Source organism: Enterococcus sp. R12 (assembly GCF_058135755.1).
The window spans coordinates 2,973,680-2,992,702 of sequence record NZ_CM176874.1 but is presented as its reverse complement, the minus strand read 5'-3'; the positions used below and the strand labels follow the sequence as shown (position 1 = coordinate 2,992,702).

Sequence of the window (19,023 nt, the reverse complement as noted above, 5' to 3'; positions counted from 1 at the left end):
ATTGGTAGTCTTTTCTGAAAATTCAAAATTATTTTCTCTTTTAAGGCTTTTTTCATTTTCGGCTATCTGTTATAATGATTTTCACATCTAACATAAAGGAGAGATTTTTTGTATGACAGTTTATAACTTTTCAGCTGGTCCTGCCGTATTGCCCCGTCCCGTATTGGAGAAAGCACAATCCGAACTTTTGAATTACCGCGGAAGTGGGATGTCCGTTATGGAGCTGAGTCATCGGTCCTCCTTGTTTGAAGCGATCATTAAAGATGCAGAAGCACTTTTACGAAAATTAATGGGAATTCCTGAAAACTATCAGGTACTGTTTTTACAAGGCGGCGCGAGTCTCCAATTCAGTATGATCCCTTTAAATCTTGCACAAAACAAAAAAGCCTTATACGTAAATACCGGTTCTTGGTCGAAGAAAGCTATTGAAGCAGCAAAAGCGCTTGGAAACGTGACGGTGGAAGTCGTTGCCTCTAGTGAGGATCAAAACTTTACCTATATTCCAGAAATTTCAGAAGATGCGATCGATCAAGAAGCGGCTTATTTGCATATCACCACGAACAATACCATTGAAGGGACGGCCTTTCAAACGATTCCGCAGGCTGGCAACGTGCCGATCGTAGCGGATATGTCCTCAAATATTTTAGCCAATGACTATCGCGTAGAAGACTTCGGTGTGATTTATGCTGGGGCCCAAAAGAATATTGGTCCTGCAGGGTTGACTGTAGTGATCATCCGAGAAGATTTACTCAATGATGATGCTGTCTTCGCTCCAATGCTGGATTATCGTCTACAGGCTAAAAATGACTCATTGTACAATACACCACCAACGTATGCTATCTATATTGCTAAATTGGTGTTTGAATGGTTGGAAGAATTAGGCGGCATTCCTGCAATTTTAGAACAAGACCGTCAAAAAGCGGCGCTTTTATACGAAACGATCGAAGCCTCTGCTCTTTACAGTAGTCCTGTGGCTGTTGACAGCCGCTCACTAACGAATATTCCTTTTGTGACAGGGGATAAAGCATTAGATCAGCGCTTCAATGAAGAAGCTGTCAAAGCTGGCTTTGAGAACTTGAAAGGGCATCGTTCCGTTGGAGGAATGCGAGCAAGCTTGTACAATGCCTTTCCATTAGCTGGCGTTCAAGCGTTAGTCGACTTTATGAAATCATTTGAAGCGGAGGTCAAATAAATGTTCCAAATTAAAACATTCAATGCGATCGCACCAGAAGGATTACAGCGTTTAGAAAAAGAAAAGTATGCCATCAACGAAAGCGACCAACCGCAAGGGATTTTGCTGCGCAGCCAGAAATTGCACGATTACGCTTTTCCTGAAAGTGTCTTAGGTATTGCCCGTGCAGGGGCTGGGACCAACAACATTCCCGTCAAAGCATGTACTGAAAAAGGGATCGTCGTCTTTAATACGCCAGGCGCCAATGCCAATGCGGTCAAAGAATTAGTGATCGCTAGTCTGCTCTTAAGTGTCCGTCCGATTTTACGAGGTGCCCAATGGGTCCAAACCTTGAGCGGTGATAATGTGGAAGAACAAGCAGAAGCGCAAAAAAGTCAATTTGCTGGAACAGAGTTAGAAGGCAAAAAGTTAGGAATCATCGGCCTTGGTTCTATTGGAGCGATGGTCGCTAACGATGCTTATCGTCTAGGGATGGAAGTAGTCGGTTATGATCCTTACGTGTCAGTGGATACTGCTTGGACGATCTCTCGTCGGGTCAAGCGTGCCAATGATATTGCGGAAGTCTTTTCAACCTGTGATTTTATTACGGTTCATGTGCCGCTAATGGAAAACACGCATCATCTCGTCGGGGAAGCCGAACTTGCGAAAATGAAACCTACAACGAAGCTATTCAACTTTTCTCGTAAAGAAATCGTCGATACAGATGCCGTTTTACGTGCGTTAAAAGCCGACCGTTTAGCGGGCTATACGACTGATTTTGCGGATGAACAATTGCTGCACAATGAAAAAGTCCTCGTCTTGCCGCATTTAGGTGCATCAACAGAAGAAGCTGAAGTCAACTGTGCCAAGATGGCAGCCCGAACATTGAAAAAATTCTTGGAATTTGGGACCATCAAGCGCTCAGTGAATTTTCCAACTGTTGAGATGGCTTTTCATTCGCCTTATCGTCTGACGATCATCAATCGCAATGTACCGAATATGTTAGGTCAGATTTCATCGATCATTGCGGAATCTGGAATCAATATCGACAATATGCTGAATCGTGGACGGGAAGACTTTGCTTACACCCTAGCCGATGTCGCTTCTGAAGATGAAGCCTTATTGAATCAATTAGCCGATAAACTGCGGGAGAACGAAAATATCGTTCGTGTACGGGTCATCAAGAATCAGGAGGTTGGGTATTAATGGTTCAAGTATTTCCGTTTAAAGCCATTCGTCCAGAAGCCTCATTGGCAGAAAAAGTGGCCGAGCTACCGTATGACGTGGTCAATTCACAAGAAGCCGCAGCGTTTGCGCAAGGCAATCCTTACAGCTATTTCCACGTCGACCGTTCGGAGATCGACTTGCCAGGAATCGATCCTTATGATCCACAGGTGTATCAAAAAGCGGCGGAAAATCTTGCATCTTTTCAAGAAGAAGGCTGGTTGATTCAAGAAACGGCGCCCGCATATTATTTGTATGAATTGACGATGGCTGGTAGAAGCCAAACTGGGCTTGTCGCCTGTACCTCGATCGATGATTACGTCGCTGGGAAAATCAAGAAACACGAGTTTACCCGTCCAGAAAAAGAAATCGATCGGATCAATCATATTCTGGCATGTGATGCCAATACAAGTCCGATTTTCTTGAGCTATCGCCAACCAGCAGCAGTCAAAGAAGCGATCAATGCGTGGCAAGCAGAGCATGCACCAATCTATGATTTTGTCAGCTATCATGAAGTGCAACATCGTGTTTGGCTGATCGATGATCCAGCGCTAGTCGCCTCTTTTGCCCAGCAGTTTCAAGCTGTAGATGCCCTTTATATTGCGGATGGGCATCACCGCACAGAGTCAGCAGTCAAAGTCGGCTTGCAAAAGCGAGCCGATGGCCAAAGCAGTCAAGAAAGCGACCGCTTTTTAGCGATTTTATTCCCAGAAAATGAATTAGCGATTTGGGAATACAATCGGGTTTTGCGGGTACCAGTGCCAGATACCTTTTTTGAGCAGGCAGCCCAGCATTTTACGATTCGAGAAACTACAAGGAAGAAACCAGCGCAACGTGGTTCGATTCATCTGTACCTAAACCATGCGTGGTGGGAGTTGACCATCAAACCGGAAGCTGTGCCGCAAGATGCGGTAGGACAGCTGGATGTGTCGCTTTTACAACAATACGTGCTGGCTGATATTTTCGCGATCCAAGATGTGCGGACAGACAAACGCATTGATTTTGTCGGCGGAATTCGTGGTCCAGAAGAATTGGAACGTTTGGTGGATAGCGGAGAATGGACATTGGCCTTTTCCATGTATCCAACGCAAATGGCCGATCTTTTGGCAGTCGCCGATGCGGGAGAAATTATGCCGCCAAAATCAACTTGGTTTGAACCAAAACTGTTGAGCGGTCTGTTTTTACATGATTTAGAAACGAATTAACCAAAAAAAGCTTACGAGGCTACCTCGTAAGCTTTTTTTCTATTAGAAGCTGCCGAGTGTTTCGATGATCAAGCGGACATTCAAGACCGTCAGTGCAATGGCACAGATCCAGCCTAAGGTAGAGACCCATAGCGGATTCTTGAAGCGTTCCCCCATGATTTTTTTTGAGCTGGTAAAAAGAACCAACGGAATCATCGAAACGGGTAAGGCGATGCTTAAAAAGACTTGCGAATAAATCAGCAGATCGTCCAAGGCTTGTTCGTTGCCGCCAAAGTAAATCGTACAAAGCAAGACGGGGATCACCGATAAGCCACGGGTGATCAGACGTCGCGCCCAAGTAGGGATCTTCATATGGATAAATCCTTCCATCACGACTTGCCCTGTCAGTGTCCCAGTGATCGTTGAATTTTGACCAGATGCCAAGAGCGCCACGGCAAACAGAACGCTCAAGACTGGACTGGCGACAGCGCCAGCAATGGAGGAATCTTGCAAAGCATCGAACAGCGCGGAGAAGGTGCCGACTTCTTCACTATGACCAAAGAACAAGGCACTTCCTAAGATCAAAAGCAGGCAATTGACCAAAAACGCAGCGGATAATTGGATATTGGAATCCCAAGTAGCGAACCGCACGGCCGTTGCCACTTCTTGGGTATCGCTGCGATCGATTTTTCGTGACTGGGAGATCGAAGAATGCAGATAGAGATTATGCGGCATCACAGTCGCACCAACGATCCCCAACGCCATTGTCAGCTGCCCATGGTTCAAGACTTGCTTTTGGGGAATAAAGCCTTGCAAGACAGCAGGCAAATTTGGTTGAGCAATAATGACTTCGTAACAAAAGACCAGCATAATGACCAAAATCAGTGTCATGACGATCGCTTCGATTTTTCGGAAACCCAATTTCATTAAAAAGAGCAGAAGCAGTACATCGAAAATCGTTAAGATGACCCCAACTAATAAAGGTAAGCCGAATAGTAGATTGAGAGCGATCGCTCCTCCGATCACTTCCGCGATATCCGTTGCCATGATAGCCAATTCGGTGACGATCCACAAGACAAAGCCTAAGCCTTTGCTGGTGTGTTTACGAGTTGCTTGCGCAAGGTCCATCTGGGTCACGATCCCTAGCTTGGCTGCCATGTATTGCAGCAGCATAGCGATCAAACTGGAAATCAAGATCACAGAAAGTAAGAGATAGCCATATTCAGCACCGCCTCCGATCGAGGTGATCCAGTTTCCTGGGTCCATATAGCCCACGGCTACCAATGCCCCAGGACCAGAGAACGCTAAGAGATTGCGCCAAAAGCTGCCGTTTTTTGGAATGGCAACTGTATTATTTATTTCTTCCAAGCTAGGACCGTTGGCCGCTTGGATCAATTTTTTTTCTTCATTCATCGTTTCACGTCCTATCTTTTTAGGTATACCTAAAAACAAATCTATTGTATTCCTCATTTATGAATTTTTCAAGAGAAACCTTTTGAACGTCAGAAGGAAAGAGCAAAAAAACAGCAGCCAAAGGAATGGCTGCTGTCTGTTGGGTTTTCTTATAAAATTAGTCGGCGCGTAAAGCGATCGCTGCATCTTTTTTCGCTGCCATTCGAGCTGGAATGTGGCCGCCGATCATCGTTAGGACGGTGCTGACAGCAATCAAGATCAGGCCGTGGACCGGATTTAATTGAGCAACATTTTCGAGATCAGTCATACTATATAAGATTGCGTTGATCGGGAATGTGGCTAACCAAGCAATCAGGACACCTAAAGCTCCTGAAGCGATCCCTAAAATACAGGTTTCGGCATCAAAGACGCGGGTGATGTCTTTTTTACGAGCACCTAAAGCTTTTAAGACCCCAATTTCTTTCGTACGTTCAAGTACAGAGGTATAAGTGATGATACCGATCATGATCATGCTAGTTACCAAGGAGATCCCTGCAAAAGCGATCAAGACGTAAGTGATGGCATCCATCAAGCCACCAGTCAATTGAGTCATCGTACCCGCTAAATCGGAATAAACGATTTGGTCTTCTTTGTCTTTGCCTTTGTTGAAGTCATCCAAGTAATCAAGGATTTTTTCTTTGGCACTGAAATCATTCGGATAGATCATAATGCTGTTTGGTAAATCACTGCCGCCAAGATAAGCGATCAATGAATCTTTAGCACTTTCGTCAACGGGTTCATTCGTCATCACGTTGGTGTCGCTGTCTTTTTGTGCTTGGACGATCGCTGAGTCTTGGTTTTCTTTGATGACTTCTTGCGCGAGGGCATCACTGTAGGCAATGCCAGTTGACAGCAAGTTCATCGTAGAGTTTTGCTTGATACGTAAGATTCCGCTGATCGTTAATTCTTTGTTGTTACTGTTATCGAAAACGTCATTTAAATCTTGATTTGGAATGAAGTTTCCAGTTGGTAATTCGGTGTAAAAGGCATCATTAGACGCCAATGTGATTTTTGTTCCCACGATATCGTCGAAGGACACCTTGTCGCCATCTTCAATGTCAAAACCGAGATTGATCAATGCATTGACATTCGTTACGTTGTTTTCATCGACGATCAAAACGACATCTGTGCTAGCACTTGGGTAGCTGCCTTCTAAAAGGTCGTAGTTGTCTTTTAAGAAATTGCCGTTATCCTCTGATAACTGCTCGGGGAAAGTCGAAACCCCAATCCCGGTGGAGGCACTCATGGCAGACATCATGGCATTGGTCTGTTCATTGTCAGGTGATGCATTGGAGAAGCTGACTTGTTCCACAGTATCATCGATCTTACGGAAAAGGTTCAAGGAAGTGGAACGAGTGTAGCCGATATTGTTGCTTAATTCAGGATCAATGTCGTTGATGTAATCGAGAAACTCTTGATCGATTTTGTTGATATGGGTTGCACGATCCGCATCACTTAATTTAGCAGTGACCTCTTTATCTGAAGGGAAATCTTCCGATTTATCCCGCGTCCCCATCGCTGATGGATCTTGTTCAGTGGCTACTTGCGAGATCGTGATCGGAAAACGAGCTAATGTTTCTGACTGGGTATTGTCGATTTGTTTTTGGAATCCCGTTGACAGTGACAAAACAATGGCGATTCCGATGATCCCGATACTAGAAGCAAAGGCTGTCAAGAAGGTGCGCCCTTTTTTGGTGCGGATATTGTTAAACGACAAACGTAAGGCAGTCATGAAACTCATTTTTGTGTGCTTTAATTCGAATTGGTCTTTCTTTTGTCCTTCGACATGAGGGTTCGAATCTTTAATGATTCGTCCGTCTTTGAACTCAATGATCCGTCCAGCGTATTTGTGCGCCAATTCAGGATTATGAGTAACCATGATGACCAATTTTTCTTTTGATAGTTCTTGGATCAGTTCCATGATTTGGACACTGGTCTCTGAATCCAAGGCACCTGTTGGTTCATCACAAAGAAGGATATCAGGATCATTTGCTAAGGCACGAGCGATCGCTACCCGCTGCATTTGACCACCAGAAAGCTGATTTGGTTTTTTGTGCATATGCTCAGCTAAGCCCACACGCGTCAAAGCATCGGTTGCTTTTGCGCGTTTTTCTTCTTTTGACACACCGCTCAAGGTCATTCCAAGCTCGACGTTGTCGATGATGCCTAAATGACTGATCAAATTGTAGCTTTGGAAGACAAAGCCGATCGAATTGTTCCGATACGCATCCCAGTCACGATCTTTAAAGGATTTCGTTGATTTGCCGTTGATGATCATATCACCAGAATCGTAATTATCTAAGCCGCCGATCACGTTCAACATGGTTGTTTTCCCAGAGCCGCTTGGTCCTAAAATGGCAACAAACTCTTGTTTACGAAAGGCGACGGAGACACCATCGAGGGCTTTTGTAGTACTGGCGCCAACCGTATAATACTTCTTGATATCTTTTAATTCTAACATGCTGTCACTCTTTTCTTGCCGTTTTCACGATTATTTTCATTATGTAACCACGCTATCATAATGGTTAACAAAAATCAACGATTATCATTGTTTAAACAAATAATTTATACTAAACTAAAGACAGAAAAGAGGGAGAGTATGGAAAAAGCGTTAGGAACATTCAATATGGCGGTATTTGCGGAAATCTTTTCGCTGATGGGAAACATATTGTTTGAAGAAATCGGTCTGGAAGATTTAAAATTGACCAAAATGGAAATCTTGGAACTCGTGGTGATCTCTAGTAATGAAGGAATCACGATGTCCGAGTTGGCCCAGCAAATCGGTACGTCAAAAGTCCAAATCAGTCGTTCGATCTCGGGGTTAGAAAAGGCTGGCTTTGTGGTCCGCAAAACCAACGGCGTCAATCGCCGCAACGTCAATGTTTATTTGGAAGAAGCTGGGAAGCAGTTGTTTGTCCAAAAGAAAAAACAAGTGGAAGACCGCTTGAATGCCAAAACCGCTCAAATGGCTGCAGAAGATATCCAGCATTTGAGTCAGTCGTTGACGGAAGCAGTGGGGATCTTGCGGAAATATGACATTTTACGGACTGGCAATCAATGTGAGAAAAATACGCCGTTTGATTAAAAAAAGGCGAAGCAATCGTTTGCTTTTTAATTACTGAATTAATTTCATATTAACTTATATTATCGATTTTTTAGATAAAGCAACCGATTGCGTTTTTCTCTTGTTTTGACTTCTGATTTGTGCGACAATGAGTATATCAAACAAGTCAAAGGAGTCTGCTATGAATACTACTGCCATTTATCATCGTCCCGAAAGTGAATTTGCGTATTTGTACGAGAAGGATAAAATGCATATCCGTTTGCGTACCGCCCGTCAAGACGTCCGCCATGTCCAGCTGCTTTGCGGTGATCCTTACACACTGTATAAAGAAGCTTGGTACCAGCAAAGAATTGAAATGAAAAAAATTCTTTCCACGGACTTGCATGATTATTGGCAAGTATCGGTCGGAGCAGAATTCCGCCGTTTGTCTTACGGCTTTTCCATCGAAAGTTACGATGGGTTGCATGTCTTTTATGGAGACCACGGGGTCTATCCTTTTGAGCAGCAATATTTAGAAATGAACAACAATTATTTTCGGATGCCTTACTTCCAAGAAGCCGATCGTTTCAAAATTCCCGAGTGGGCAAAAGAAACCGTTTGGTATCAAATCTTCCCTGAACGCTTTGCAAATGGGGACCCATCAAATGATCCAGAAGGTGTATTGCCTTGGGGTTCAAAAAATCCCGATCGCCAAGACTTTTTCGGCGGGGATCTGCAGGGGGTCATCGATCATTTGGATTACCTCGTCGATCTAGGCATCAATGGGATCTACTTCTGTCCGATTTTTGAGGCCTATTCGAATCACAAGTATGATACCATCGATTATTTAGCCATCGATCCAGCGTTTGGGGATAACGACACCTTTAAACGCTTAGTGGAGGAATGCCACAAACGCGGTATCAAAGTCATGCTAGATGCTGTGTTCAATCATATGGGGGATACTTCGCATCAATGGCTAGATGTCATCAAAAACGGCAAAGATTCGCCCTTTGCTGATTGGTTCCACATCAATGAGTTTCCTGTCAACTACAAAGAAGGGGAAAACTTTGAAGATGCTTATGACATCACCTATGATGTTTTTGCCTTTACGCCGCATATGCCAAAACTCAATACAGAAAATCCCGACGTGCAAGATTATTTGTTGAAGATCGCTCGTTATTGGATCGAAGAGTTTGATATCGATGCTTGGCGCTTGGACGTTGCCAATGAAGTCAGTCACCACTTCTGGAAAAAATTCCGCCAAGTGTGTGATGATGCCAAAGATGATTTTTATATCCTTGGGGAAATTTGGCACTCTTCTCAACGGTGGTTACAAGGCGACGAGTTTCATGCAGTAATGAATTACGCCTTTACGGATGCAATCATTGAATATTTTGTCAAAGACGAGATCTCCATGACGAAAATGGTCTCGGAATTAAATAACCAGCTGATGTTGTATCGGGAGCAAACCAACCAAGTACAGTTCAATATCTTGGATTCCCATGATACCCCGCGCTTGTTAACTTTGGCTCGAGGAGACAAAGACTTGATGCGCCAAGTGATGGCCTTTACGTATCTGCAACAAGGCGTTCCTTGCCTGTATTACGGTGATGAGATCGGTTTGACCGGCGATATGGACCCTGATTGTCGTAAATGTATGATTTGGGAAGAAGAAAAGCAAGATCGTGATCTCCTGCATTTCACTCGCTCATTGATCAGCATTCGCAAAGACAACCAGAAAGTCTTATCAGAAGGTTCCTTGAGTTGGAACTGGGTTTCGGAAGAGGATGGACTGATTATTTTCGAACGAGAGTTAGGGGCACAGCGGATCATCGGTATTTTCAATACGGGCGATGATCAAATCACCCTTTCTCGTCCTGATTCGATCCTGATGGAACAGTTTGTCCAACTGGAAGATGAAACGATGATTATTGATAACAAAGGCTTTGCTATCGTCAAAGTAAACAACGAAGAATCGAATGAAGCATAAAAATGAGGCAAGAATTGCATATGCAATTCTTGCCTCATTCAATGTTTTGGGTATTTTTAATTTCCCCATGCACGTTGGAAAGAATCTTCCCCAAAATTCCTTCTGTCGGTATTATATCCTATAACACCTGAATGTGACAAATGATAACCCTTAAATATAGGTAGATTTTTTCTGCAAAGGGGGAAAAGATTGAAAATTTAGACAGTATTGCCTTCTTTTTGCGCTTCTTTCCACGAAAGGTCTTTTCTTTTTTACAAGATATGATAAACTAGTAAAAATGTATTTTTATTCGAGGAGTGATTTGATGAGTACAGGGTATCACGTAGCAGTTGTCGGGGCTACCGGCGCAGTAGGAACAAAAATGATTGAGATGTTGGAGAAGACCACGTTGCCGATCAAAAAAATAACGTTGTTGGCATCCAAACGTTCTGCTGGGAAGACCCTTGTGTTCAAAAATGAACCGCTCGTTATTCAAGAACTGACCGCAGATTCCTTTGCAGGCGTCGATATTGCATTGTTCAGTGCCGGTGGCGGCATTTCAAAACAATTTGCTCCAGAAGCAGTCAAACACGGTGCAGTCGTGATCGACAATACCAGTCATTTTCGGATGGACCCGAATGTTCCTCTAGTCGTTCCTGAGGTGAATCCTCATGCATTAGCGCAACATAAAGGAATCATTGCCAATCCGAATTGTTCAACGATTCAAATGATGGTGGCGTTAGAACCGATTCGTCAAAAAGTCGGTTTATCGAGGGTCTTGGTTTCAACGTATCAAGCAGTTTCAGGTGCTGGCGCCCAAGCCTTGGCTGAATTGACTCGCGAATCTCAAGAATTATTAGCTGGCAAAGCCGCTGATGAACTAAACCCTGAGATTTTACCAGCAGGCAGCGACAAGAAGCACTACCCAATCGCGTTTAATGCCTTGCCGCAAATCGATGTTTTCGCCGAAGAGGATTATACTTACGAAGAGTGGAAAATGATCAATGAAACGAAGAAGATCATGGAAGATACGCAGATCAAAGTAGCAGCTACGTGTGTGCGGATCCCTGTGTTTAGCGGTCATTCGGAGTCGATTTATATCGAGACCAAAGACCATGCTAGTGTTGAGGAAGTCAGACAGTGGATCAGCGAAGCGCCAGGAGCTGTCTTGCAAGATGATCCGAGTCAACAAGTGTACCCGCAAGCTTTGACCAGTGTGGACAAAACAGAAACCTTTGTTGGTCGGATTCGCAAAGATTTGGATGTCGAAAACGGCTTGCATTTATGGGTCGTTTCTGATAATTTGCTGAAAGGTGCGGCATGGAACTCCGTTCAAATCGCCGAAAGCCTGCATCAGCAAGGATTAGTTCATGTGTAAACCATAAGTTTTTCAGAAAAGTGTGGTGAATGCCACGCTTTTCTTTTTTTTGTTGTATAATAATAGGGACGGCTTATGCTTGGGAAATAATACAGTAGAAAAAAATTAAGAGGTGAATAAAAGTGGAAACGATAAAAATCATTCCTCTTGGCGGTGTACGCGAAAACGGAAAGAACATGTACATTGCTGAAGTTGGCGAGGATATATTTGTGCTGGATTGCGGTGTCCGTTATCCAGAAAATGAATTATTAGGGATCGATACAGTGATTCCAGACTTCACATATTTAGAAGAAAATGCCGACCGTGTGGCGGGTGTCTTCTTGACCCATGGGCATGCAGATGCGATTGGTGCATTGCCTTATTTCTTGGAGAATATCCAAGTACCGGTCTTTGGGACCGAGTTAACGATCGAACTAGCAAAATTGACCGTGAATAAAAATGAAGCTACCAAGCGCTTCAAAGATTTTCATGTGATCGATGAACATTCGGAGATCGACTTTGGTCATGCGACCATCAGCTTTTTCCGTACGACCCACTCCATCCCTGATTCTGTTGGGATCAGCGTCAAAACAGAAGCTGGCAATATCGTTTATACAGGAGATTTCAAGTTTGACCAAACAGCGATCCCTATGTATCAAACCGATTTTGGCCGCTTAGCAGAAATTGGAAAAGAAGGCGTCTTAGCATTGCTAAGCACGTCTTCAAATGCCGAAAATCCAACGCCGATCGCTTCTGAATTGACGATCCAAGATGAAGTTTACGACAATATCCGTTATTGGGAAGGTCGGATCATCGTCGCTAGTGTTGCCAGCAATTTGCAACGGGTGCAACAAGTATTAGATGCTGCGTTTCGTTCTGATCGCAAAGTCGTTTTGACCGGGCAAGATTTTGGTCGGATCATCAAAACGGCCATGAAGTTAGGGAAATTAAAATTACCTGCCGAAGACTTGCTGATCACCCAAAAAGAAATGAAAAAATACTCAGACGAACAGTTGCTGATTTTAGAAACAGGTCGTATGGGTGAACCAATCAAAGCGTTGCAAAAAATGGCCAACGGCTCTCACCGGACGCTGCGCATCAAAGAAGGAGATCTTGTTTACATCACAACGACGCCGACAACGGCAATGGAAACTGTGGTTGCGAAAACGGAAGATATCATCTATCGCGCTGGCGGTACCGTGAAACAGATCTCGGATAATTTCCGTGTTTCTGGTCATGCCAACCCGAATGATCTGCAGCTGATGTTGAATATGATGAAACCGAAATATTTTATCCCTATTCAAGGCGAGTACCGCCAATTAGCCGCCCATGTGGACTTGGCGCAAGAAGTCGGGATTCCGATGAAAAATATCTTCATTACTGCACGTGGAGATGTGTTAGAGTACAAAAAAGGCGAAATGATCGCCGCAGGTGCGGTCCCAGCTGAAAACGTCATGATCGATGGGATCGGTGTCGGTGACATTGGGAATATCGTCCTGCGAGACCGCAAAGTCTTATCTGAAGACGGAATCTTCGTTGCGGTAGTGACAATCAATCGTCGCGAAAAGAAAATTATTTCTGCACCACAAATCACTTCTCGCGGGTTTGTCTATGTGAAAGCCAGCCGCGATCTGATTCGTGAAAGTGGCGAGATCGTGGAAGAAATCGTAGAAAAACACCTTCATGATGAAGAGTTTGAATGGAGCAAATTGAAACAAGATATCCGTGATCGTTTGAGTCGTTTCTTGTTTGAACAAACCAAACGCCGTCCCGTCATCTTGCCGGTCATTATGGAATCAAGCCAAAGAAATCGCAACCGTAAATAATTCGTTTTGACCTACTGACAAAAGCAGGTGAAAGAATAGCCGTTTGACGGCCGATTTCTTTTCACCGCAGCTTTTGTCTTTTTTTATGAAAGAAACAGGCGGCGGTTTTTTTACAAAATGCCCCTTATTTTGGTCGTGATGAGCAGATAAGGATTGACGGCGAATGGATTTCGATCAATAATACAAAGTTGTCCCCCTAAGACTAGAGGAACAAAACAAGCAAAGAGAGGATGGTCGATTTGTGAATAGTTATCAAGAAAATCCCGTAGTACAACAGAGAAAGTGGTGGATTCTCATTGCTGTTTCGATGTTTACCTTTATGTCAACACTGGATGGGAGTATCGTAAATATCGCTTTGCCGACGATCTCGGCAGATATGGGTGTCCCTATGAATCAAGCGGAATGGGTCGTATCCGTCTACTTGATGATCGTTTGTGCCTGCCTTTTGTTATTCGGTAAGGTAGGCGATAGTTGGGGTAAGATCAAAGTATTCCGCTTGGGGATGCTGATCTTTATTATCGGTTCGCTGTTATGCGGGTTTAATCATTCCTTAGCATTTCTGCTATTTGCCCGAGTCGTGCAAGCGATCGGAGCCAGCATGACGATGGCGACGAATACCGGAATCATTACTGAAGTCTTTCCTATGAGTGAACGAGGACGCGCCTTAGGGATGATTGGTGCCTTTGTTTCGTTAGGCTCCATCGCCGGTCCTGGATTGGGCGGAGTGATTTTGGCGCATTTTTCTTGGCCGTTTATTTTTTGGATCAATGTTCCAGTCGGTATTCTGACAATGATTGCTGGAGAAAAGGTGTTGCCAAAAGATATCACCATGAGTCATGATTCCATCGATAAAACCGGGTTTGTGCTGTTTTCAATTGCAATTATCAGCTTCTTCGGCGGCATTTTTCTTGGACAAGAGCGTGGCTTTCTAACGTGGCTGCCGCTGCTGTTGGTGGGGATCGCCTTAGTGGCATTCATCGTCTTTTTGCGAGTAGAAGCGCGTGTGAGCAAACCGCTGATTACCTTTGGGATCTTTCGTAATAAAATTTTCACCATGAGCCTGATCACGGCGTTGCTGATCTTTTCTGCAAACTTTTTTGTCAATGTCGTGATTCCCTTTTACTTGCAAAGTGCCCGAGACTTAACGCCGAGCGTGGCAGGAATGCTGATGATGGTCTTTCCTTTGATGATGGTCATTGGTTCACCACTTAGCGGCTATTTGACGGACCGTGTAGGACCGGAGATTTTGGTCTTAGCTGGCTTAGCGTTGCTGTCCATCACTCAGCTGATGTATATGTTTATGAATCAGCATACGCCGATTTGGTACTATGTCGTCGCTACTGCCATCATGGGGTTAGGCAATTCGTTGTTCCAATCCCCCAACAATACGATGGTGATGAGCAGCGTCACCAAAGAAAATCTTGGGGTGGCAGGTAGTCTAAATTCCTTTGCCCGTAACTTGGGCATGGTCTTAGGGATATCCTTAGCAACGACGATTCTTTATGCCGCAATGAGTCAAGCCTATGGGAAGCATGTGACGACCTATATCGCAGGTCGGGCAGATATTTTTGCCTATGGCATGAAAATCACCTTCTTTGGGGCGTTCCTTCTTTGTATCACGGCGTTATTCTTAACAGTCTGGCGCATCTATAAACAAGGTGGACGTAAGAAAACGCTATGATCGCTTGAAGTCATCAGGTCGAACTGTTCTATTCCTTATTCAGAAAGGGTAGAACAGTTTTTTTATTTTTCTTGACAAGAACCAGAAAAAGGACGGATGTAATAAAGCTGCCAGAATTTGTGCTTTTGGATTTCTGGCGTTATCTGTTATAATGAAAAATATTAGACTGTATTACTTAGATGGAAAGGGGAATGTTGTATGAAACTTACGTATCACGGACACTCGGTGCTTGCTATCCAATTAGCGGATGGCCAAAAATTGTTGTTTGACCCTTTTATTACTGGAAATGCTCTGACTGATTTGGATGCAGACACAGTGGAAACCGATTGGCTTTTGATCACGCATGGTCATAGCGATCATATTGGGGACATGGTGCCGATCGCCAAAAGAAATGAAGCACCAGTGATCAGTGTCGTTGAAATTTGCCGCTATGCAGCCCGCAAAGGCGTTGCTGAGACGCATGGCATGAATATGGGAGGCTCTTTTGAGTTCCCGTTTGGCAAAATCTCAATGGTGGAAGCGAAACACAGCTCTGGTCTTGAAGAAGACGGAACGATGATCTATATGGGCAATCCAGTGGGGATCATTTTAGAAGCAGAAGGCAAAACCATCTACCACGCTGGCGATACTGCCCTCTTTAGCGATATGGCGATGATCGGTGAACGTTTCGACATCGATGTGGCGTTTTTACCGATCGGGGATAATTTTACGATGGGCGTTCAAGATGCTGCAACAGCAGCGGCGCTTTTAAACGCGAGCAAAGTAGTACCGATCCATTACAATACGTTTCCAATGATCAAGCAAGATCCGCAAACCTTCGTGAATTTATTGCCGGCAGGTGTGGGCCAGATCCTTGCAGTCGGTGAGACATTAGAAGTTTAAGCAACAGGAAGATTCGTAGTAGGAATAGGGGATAATTATGGCGACAAAACACGACTTGATTTTAGCGCATATCGAGAATCTGCCTGTAGGCGATCGCATCTCGGTGCGGGGAATCGCAAAAGACTTGAATGTCAGTGAAGGAACAGCCTATCGGGCGATCAAAGATGCGGAAAATATCGGCTTGGTTTCAACGATCCAACGTGTGGGAACCATTCGGATTGAACGGAAACTAAAGAAACACATTGAAAAACTAACTTTCGGCGAAGTCGTCCAAATCATTGAAGGCGATGTTTTGGGCGGCGCAGCCGGTTTAGACAAAGACTTGAACAAATTTGTTATCGGCGCCATGAAGGAATCGGCAATGGAACGCTACATCACGCCTGGTTCCTTAGTGATCGTCGGAAACCGTAACGAAGTCCACAAGTTGGCACTGGAAGATGGCGCAGCCGTCTTGATCACGGGGGGCTTTGAAACCTCAGAGGAAATCTGTCGCTTAGCAGACGAATTGGAGCTGCCGATTTTACAAACGACCTATGACACCTTTACCGTGGCAACGATGATCAACCGTGCCTTGAGCGACCAGCTGATCAAAAAGGACATCATGCTGGTGAGTGACATTTATATGCCATTGGAAAAAACCAAGTATCTACACACCTTTGATACGGTCAAGGATTACAAACTGCTTTCGGAGTCTACCAACCACTCCCGCTATCCAGTCGTCAACAAGAATATGCGGGTCGTTGGGATCATCACAGCCAAAGATGTCCTAGAAAAGCCTGACACGCAGATCATCGAACGAATCATGACCCGGGAACCACGGGTCGTAAAAAAAGAGATGAGTGTGGCCTCTGCCAGCCATCAGATGATTTGGGATGGCTTAGAAGTGATGCCCGTCGTAGCAGATGACCTTTCTTTGATTGGGATCGTTACACGCCAAGACATCATGAAAGCGATGCAGATGGTCCAACGACAAACACAAATTTCAGATACGATTTCAGACCAAATCTCGGGACAGATGCAAGTCATCGAACAAGATTTTGAAGGGAACAAATTGCCGCAGCCACATTTCAGCTTTGCGGTGACGCCTCAAATGGTCAATGAAGTCGGAACGATCTCTTTTGGTGTCTTGAGTGAAGTGATCGCGAATACGGCAAAACGTACCATGCAGTTGAATCAACGGCGCAATAGTTGGATCGAGCAAGTCAATCTGCATTACTTCCGTTTGATCCAATTAGAAAGCGAGATCATCATTCAACCGAAGATTCTAGAACTGGGGCGACGTTCGGCGAAAATCGATATCGAAGTATCGATCGAAAATTCCTTAGTGGCAAAAGCGATCGTGGTATGCCAAGTAATGGAACGCCCATAAATCATCGAAAACGGCACTTATGGAAAAATTTTAGAGAGAAAGTTGAGACCATTCATGAAGGTACAAGAAGAAATACTTGCAACAATCAAAGCATTCGACCGAATCATTATCCATCGGCACCAGCGCCCTGATCCAGATGCATTAGGATCACAAGTGGGATTGGCAGAAATTTTACGAGCTAGTTTTCCTAAAAAAGAAATCTATCAAGTCGGCGGACCCGTTGAAGGATTGGATTACTTGGCGCTGATGCAGACGATCCCTGATGATTTGTATAAAGGGGCACTAGTGATCGTTACAGATACGGCCAATGCACCACGGGTCAGTGACCAACGCTATGATCAAGGGGCGAAATTGATCAAAATCGATCATCACCCTAATGATGAGCCTTACGGAGAGCTGGTCTGGGTCAATACGAAAGCCAGCAGCTGTAGTGAGATGATCGTTTCATTTTGGCAAATGTTTCAAAACGAGCTGACGATGACACAAGAAGCGGCTCGTCTGCTGTATGCGGGCATCGTTGGTGATACTGGACGGTTTTTATATCCGGCAACGACAGCGACAACGCTGCGCTTAGCGGCTGAACTATTGGATTACGGTTTTGATGCACCGAAGATCAATCGGCAATTGGATCAAGTCTCTCGCAGTGTTGCTCGCCTTTCAGGGTATGTCTACGAAAACATCGAGATCGATGAGATTGGTGCTGGCAAAGTGATCCTATCACAAGAATTGCAGCAGCGTTTTGGCGTAGTGGATTCGGAAACCTCAGCAGTCGTTTCCTTACCAGGGAAAATCGACGAAGTGATGGCTTGGGCGATCTTTGTCGAACAACCAGAAGGCTATTATCGGGTTCGGATGCGTTCGAAAGGTCCAGTGATCAATGAGATCGCCAAACGCCATCATGGCGGCGGACATCCCCTTGCCAGTGGAGCAAACGCAAAAGACCTTGAAGAAGTTGCCCTAATCTATCAAGAGATCCAAGCAGCGATCAAAGAATTTCAAGCAGAATAAACACTTTTACAAGAACATTTGCCAATAGAAAAAGGGCGTGCCAAAAGCTTTCGGCACGCCCTTTTTTAGACAAAACGCAGCGCAGGCTCATCACTGAACCCGCACTGCGTTTTTTTGTTTATTTTTGAGAAAAGCGCGGTTTAGCCCCGTAGATCGTCTAAAAATTCGGTTTTGCTTTTCGTTTTCTCGTCTTTCATTTTGATGACTTTGGCTGGTGAGCCAGCAACGACTGCGCCAGCAGGGACATCTTCAGTTACCACAGAACCGGCAGCGACGACTGCACCTTCGCCGACACGGACGCCTTCAAGGACGACGGCATTTGCACCGATCAAAACATTGTCTTCAATGATGACTGGGCTTGCTGAAGGTGGCTCAAGAACGCCAGCCAAGACAGCACCAGCGCCAATATGGGCTTTTTTCCCAACGGTTGCTCGGGCGCCTAAAATCGCACCCATGTCGATCATGGTTTCTTCACCAACGACGGCACCAATGTTGATCACGGCCCCCATCATGATAACGGCATTTTTTTCAATGATGGCTTGGTCACGGATAAAGGCACCTGGTTCGATACGGGCATCGACTTTCGTCAAGTCCAATAAAGGGATCGCTGAGTTGCGGCGATCATTTTCCAGATAGTGATCGGTGATTTTGTCTTGGTGCGCGGTTAAAAACTCAGCCACTTTTTGACTGTCACCAACCACGAAATAGAAGGTGCCGTTACCAAACAATTGGATGCCATCTGCTTGGACGTTACTAAGATCTCCATTGATATAGACTTTTACAGGTGTTTGTTTATTTGCTTCTTTGATGTATTTTGCTAATTGATAAGGATCGGAAAATTGTAATTCTGTCATGAG

General features: G+C 44.6%; 14 protein-coding genes. 11 read left to right on the top strand and 3 right to left on the bottom strand.

Translation table 11 applies throughout. The features are described 5' to 3' along the window. Positions 1-112 precede the first annotated feature (112 nt). From serC to ACTW1R_RS13860, 3 genes are read left to right on the top strand one after another with little or no spacing between them, the layout of a single operon-like run. The gene (serC, locus tag ACTW1R_RS13870) at positions 113-1,192 is read left to right on the top strand and encodes a 3-phosphoserine/phosphohydroxythreonine transaminase (protein WP_005228215.1); all 1,080 of its coding nucleotides are present in this window, start codon (positions 113-115) and stop codon (positions 1,190-1,192) included. Then, on the top strand, positions 1,193-2,377 hold the full coding sequence (locus ACTW1R_RS13865) for a phosphoglycerate dehydrogenase (protein ID WP_016609459.1): 1,185 nt from the start codon (positions 1,193-1,195) through the stop codon (positions 2,375-2,377). It begins immediately after the preceding gene. Beyond that, positions 2,377-3,600, top strand: coding sequence for a DUF1015 domain-containing protein (locus tag ACTW1R_RS13860; protein ID WP_087628007.1), 1,224 nt, complete (start codon positions 2,377-2,379; stop codon positions 3,598-3,600). Before ACTW1R_RS13865 ends, ACTW1R_RS13860 begins: the two co-directional genes overlap by 1 nt. A 42-nt stretch (positions 3,601-3,642) precedes the next feature. Here the strand turns inward: ACTW1R_RS13860 and ACTW1R_RS13855 are convergent, their stop codons facing one another. Next, positions 3,643-4,992, bottom strand: a complete 1,350-nt coding sequence (locus ACTW1R_RS13855) for an Nramp family divalent metal transporter (RefSeq protein ID WP_087628006.1) — start codon at positions 4,990-4,992, stop codon at positions 3,643-3,645. A gap of 157 nt (positions 4,993-5,149) precedes the next feature. After that, positions 5,150-7,492, bottom strand: coding sequence for an ABC transporter ATP-binding protein/permease (locus tag ACTW1R_RS13850; RefSeq protein WP_081117862.1), 2,343 nt, complete (start codon positions 7,490-7,492; stop codon positions 5,150-5,152). 138 nt (positions 7,493-7,630) lie between these two features. Here ACTW1R_RS13850 and ACTW1R_RS13845 point away from each other — a divergent pair, with 138 nt between their 5' ends. From ACTW1R_RS13845 to ACTW1R_RS13810, 8 genes are all read left to right on the top strand, one after another. Continuing rightward, on the top strand, positions 7,631-8,116 hold the full coding sequence (locus ACTW1R_RS13845) for a MarR family winged helix-turn-helix transcriptional regulator (RefSeq protein WP_087628005.1): 486 nt from the start codon (positions 7,631-7,633) through the stop codon (positions 8,114-8,116). A gap of 160 nt (positions 8,117-8,276) precedes the next feature. Continuing rightward, a complete protein-coding gene (locus ACTW1R_RS13840) occupies positions 8,277-10,064 on the top strand; it encodes a glycoside hydrolase family 13 protein (protein WP_005228237.1) in 1,788 nt (595 codons plus the stop codon). Positions 10,065-10,368: 304 nt separating this feature from the next. Continuing rightward, a complete protein-coding gene (locus ACTW1R_RS13835; RefSeq protein WP_015510328.1) occupies positions 10,369-11,421 on the top strand; it encodes an aspartate-semialdehyde dehydrogenase in 1,053 nt (350 codons plus the stop codon). Between the two features lie 122 nt (positions 11,422-11,543). After that, positions 11,544-13,226 carry a ribonuclease J gene (locus tag ACTW1R_RS13830; protein WP_005228243.1) on the top strand — a complete coding sequence of 561 codons (1,683 nt, stop codon included), beginning with the start codon at positions 11,544-11,546 and terminating at the stop codon, positions 13,224-13,226. A gap of 241 nt (positions 13,227-13,467) precedes the next feature. Then, the gene (locus tag ACTW1R_RS13825; RefSeq protein WP_167821446.1) at positions 13,468-14,907 is read left to right on the top strand and encodes an MFS transporter; all 1,440 of its coding nucleotides are present in this window, start codon (positions 13,468-13,470) and stop codon (positions 14,905-14,907) included. 198 nt (positions 14,908-15,105) lie between these two features. Further along, positions 15,106-15,789 carry a metal-dependent hydrolase gene (locus tag ACTW1R_RS13820; protein ID WP_005228247.1) on the top strand — a complete coding sequence of 228 codons (684 nt, stop codon included), beginning with the start codon at positions 15,106-15,108 and terminating at the stop codon, positions 15,787-15,789. 37 nt (positions 15,790-15,826) lie between these two features. Continuing rightward, positions 15,827-17,158: a DRTGG domain-containing protein gene (locus ACTW1R_RS13815; protein WP_005228249.1), complete on the top strand. Its 1,332-nt coding sequence runs from the start codon at positions 15,827-15,829 to the stop codon at positions 17,156-17,158. 54 nt (positions 17,159-17,212) lie between these two features. After that, on the top strand, positions 17,213-18,166 hold the full coding sequence (locus tag ACTW1R_RS13810; RefSeq protein WP_074536814.1) for a DHH family phosphoesterase: 954 nt from the start codon (positions 17,213-17,215) through the stop codon (positions 18,164-18,166). A gap of 140 nt (positions 18,167-18,306) precedes the next feature. Here the strand turns inward: ACTW1R_RS13810 and dapD are convergent, their stop codons facing one another. Next, the gene (dapD, locus tag ACTW1R_RS13805; RefSeq protein ID WP_005228253.1) at positions 18,307-19,020 is read right to left on the bottom strand and encodes a 2,3,4,5-tetrahydropyridine-2,6-dicarboxylate N-acetyltransferase; all 714 of its coding nucleotides are present in this window, start codon (positions 19,018-19,020) and stop codon (positions 18,307-18,309) included. Positions 19,021-19,023 lie beyond the last annotated feature (3 nt).

Coding starts and splice junctions, on each gene's coding strand:
- serC (WP_005228215.1), top strand. CDS start 113: ATGACAGTTTATAACTTTTCAGCTGGTCCTGCCGTATTGCCCCGTCCC.
- ACTW1R_RS13865 (WP_016609459.1), top strand. CDS start 1,193: ATGTTCCAAATTAAAACATTCAATGCGATCGCACCAGAAGGATTACAG.
- ACTW1R_RS13860 (WP_087628007.1), top strand. CDS start 2,377: ATGGTTCAAGTATTTCCGTTTAAAGCCATTCGTCCAGAAGCCTCATTG.
- ACTW1R_RS13855 (WP_087628006.1), bottom strand. CDS start 4,992: ATGAATGAAGAAAAAAAATTGATCCAAGCGGCCAACGGTCCTAGCTTG.
- ACTW1R_RS13850 (WP_081117862.1), bottom strand. CDS start 7,492: ATGTTAGAATTAAAAGATATCAAGAAGTATTATACGGTTGGCGCCAGT.
- ACTW1R_RS13845 (WP_087628005.1), top strand. CDS start 7,631: ATGGAAAAAGCGTTAGGAACATTCAATATGGCGGTATTTGCGGAAATC.
- ACTW1R_RS13840 (WP_005228237.1), top strand. CDS start 8,277: ATGAATACTACTGCCATTTATCATCGTCCCGAAAGTGAATTTGCGTAT.
- ACTW1R_RS13835 (WP_015510328.1), top strand. CDS start 10,369: ATGAGTACAGGGTATCACGTAGCAGTTGTCGGGGCTACCGGCGCAGTA.
- ACTW1R_RS13820 (WP_005228247.1), top strand. CDS start 15,106: ATGAAACTTACGTATCACGGACACTCGGTGCTTGCTATCCAATTAGCG.
- ACTW1R_RS13815 (WP_005228249.1), top strand. CDS start 15,827: ATGGCGACAAAACACGACTTGATTTTAGCGCATATCGAGAATCTGCCT.
- ACTW1R_RS13810 (WP_074536814.1), top strand. CDS start 17,213: ATGAAGGTACAAGAAGAAATACTTGCAACAATCAAAGCATTCGACCGA.
- dapD (WP_005228253.1), bottom strand. CDS start 19,020: ATGACAGAATTACAATTTTCCGATCCTTATCAATTAGCAAAATACATC.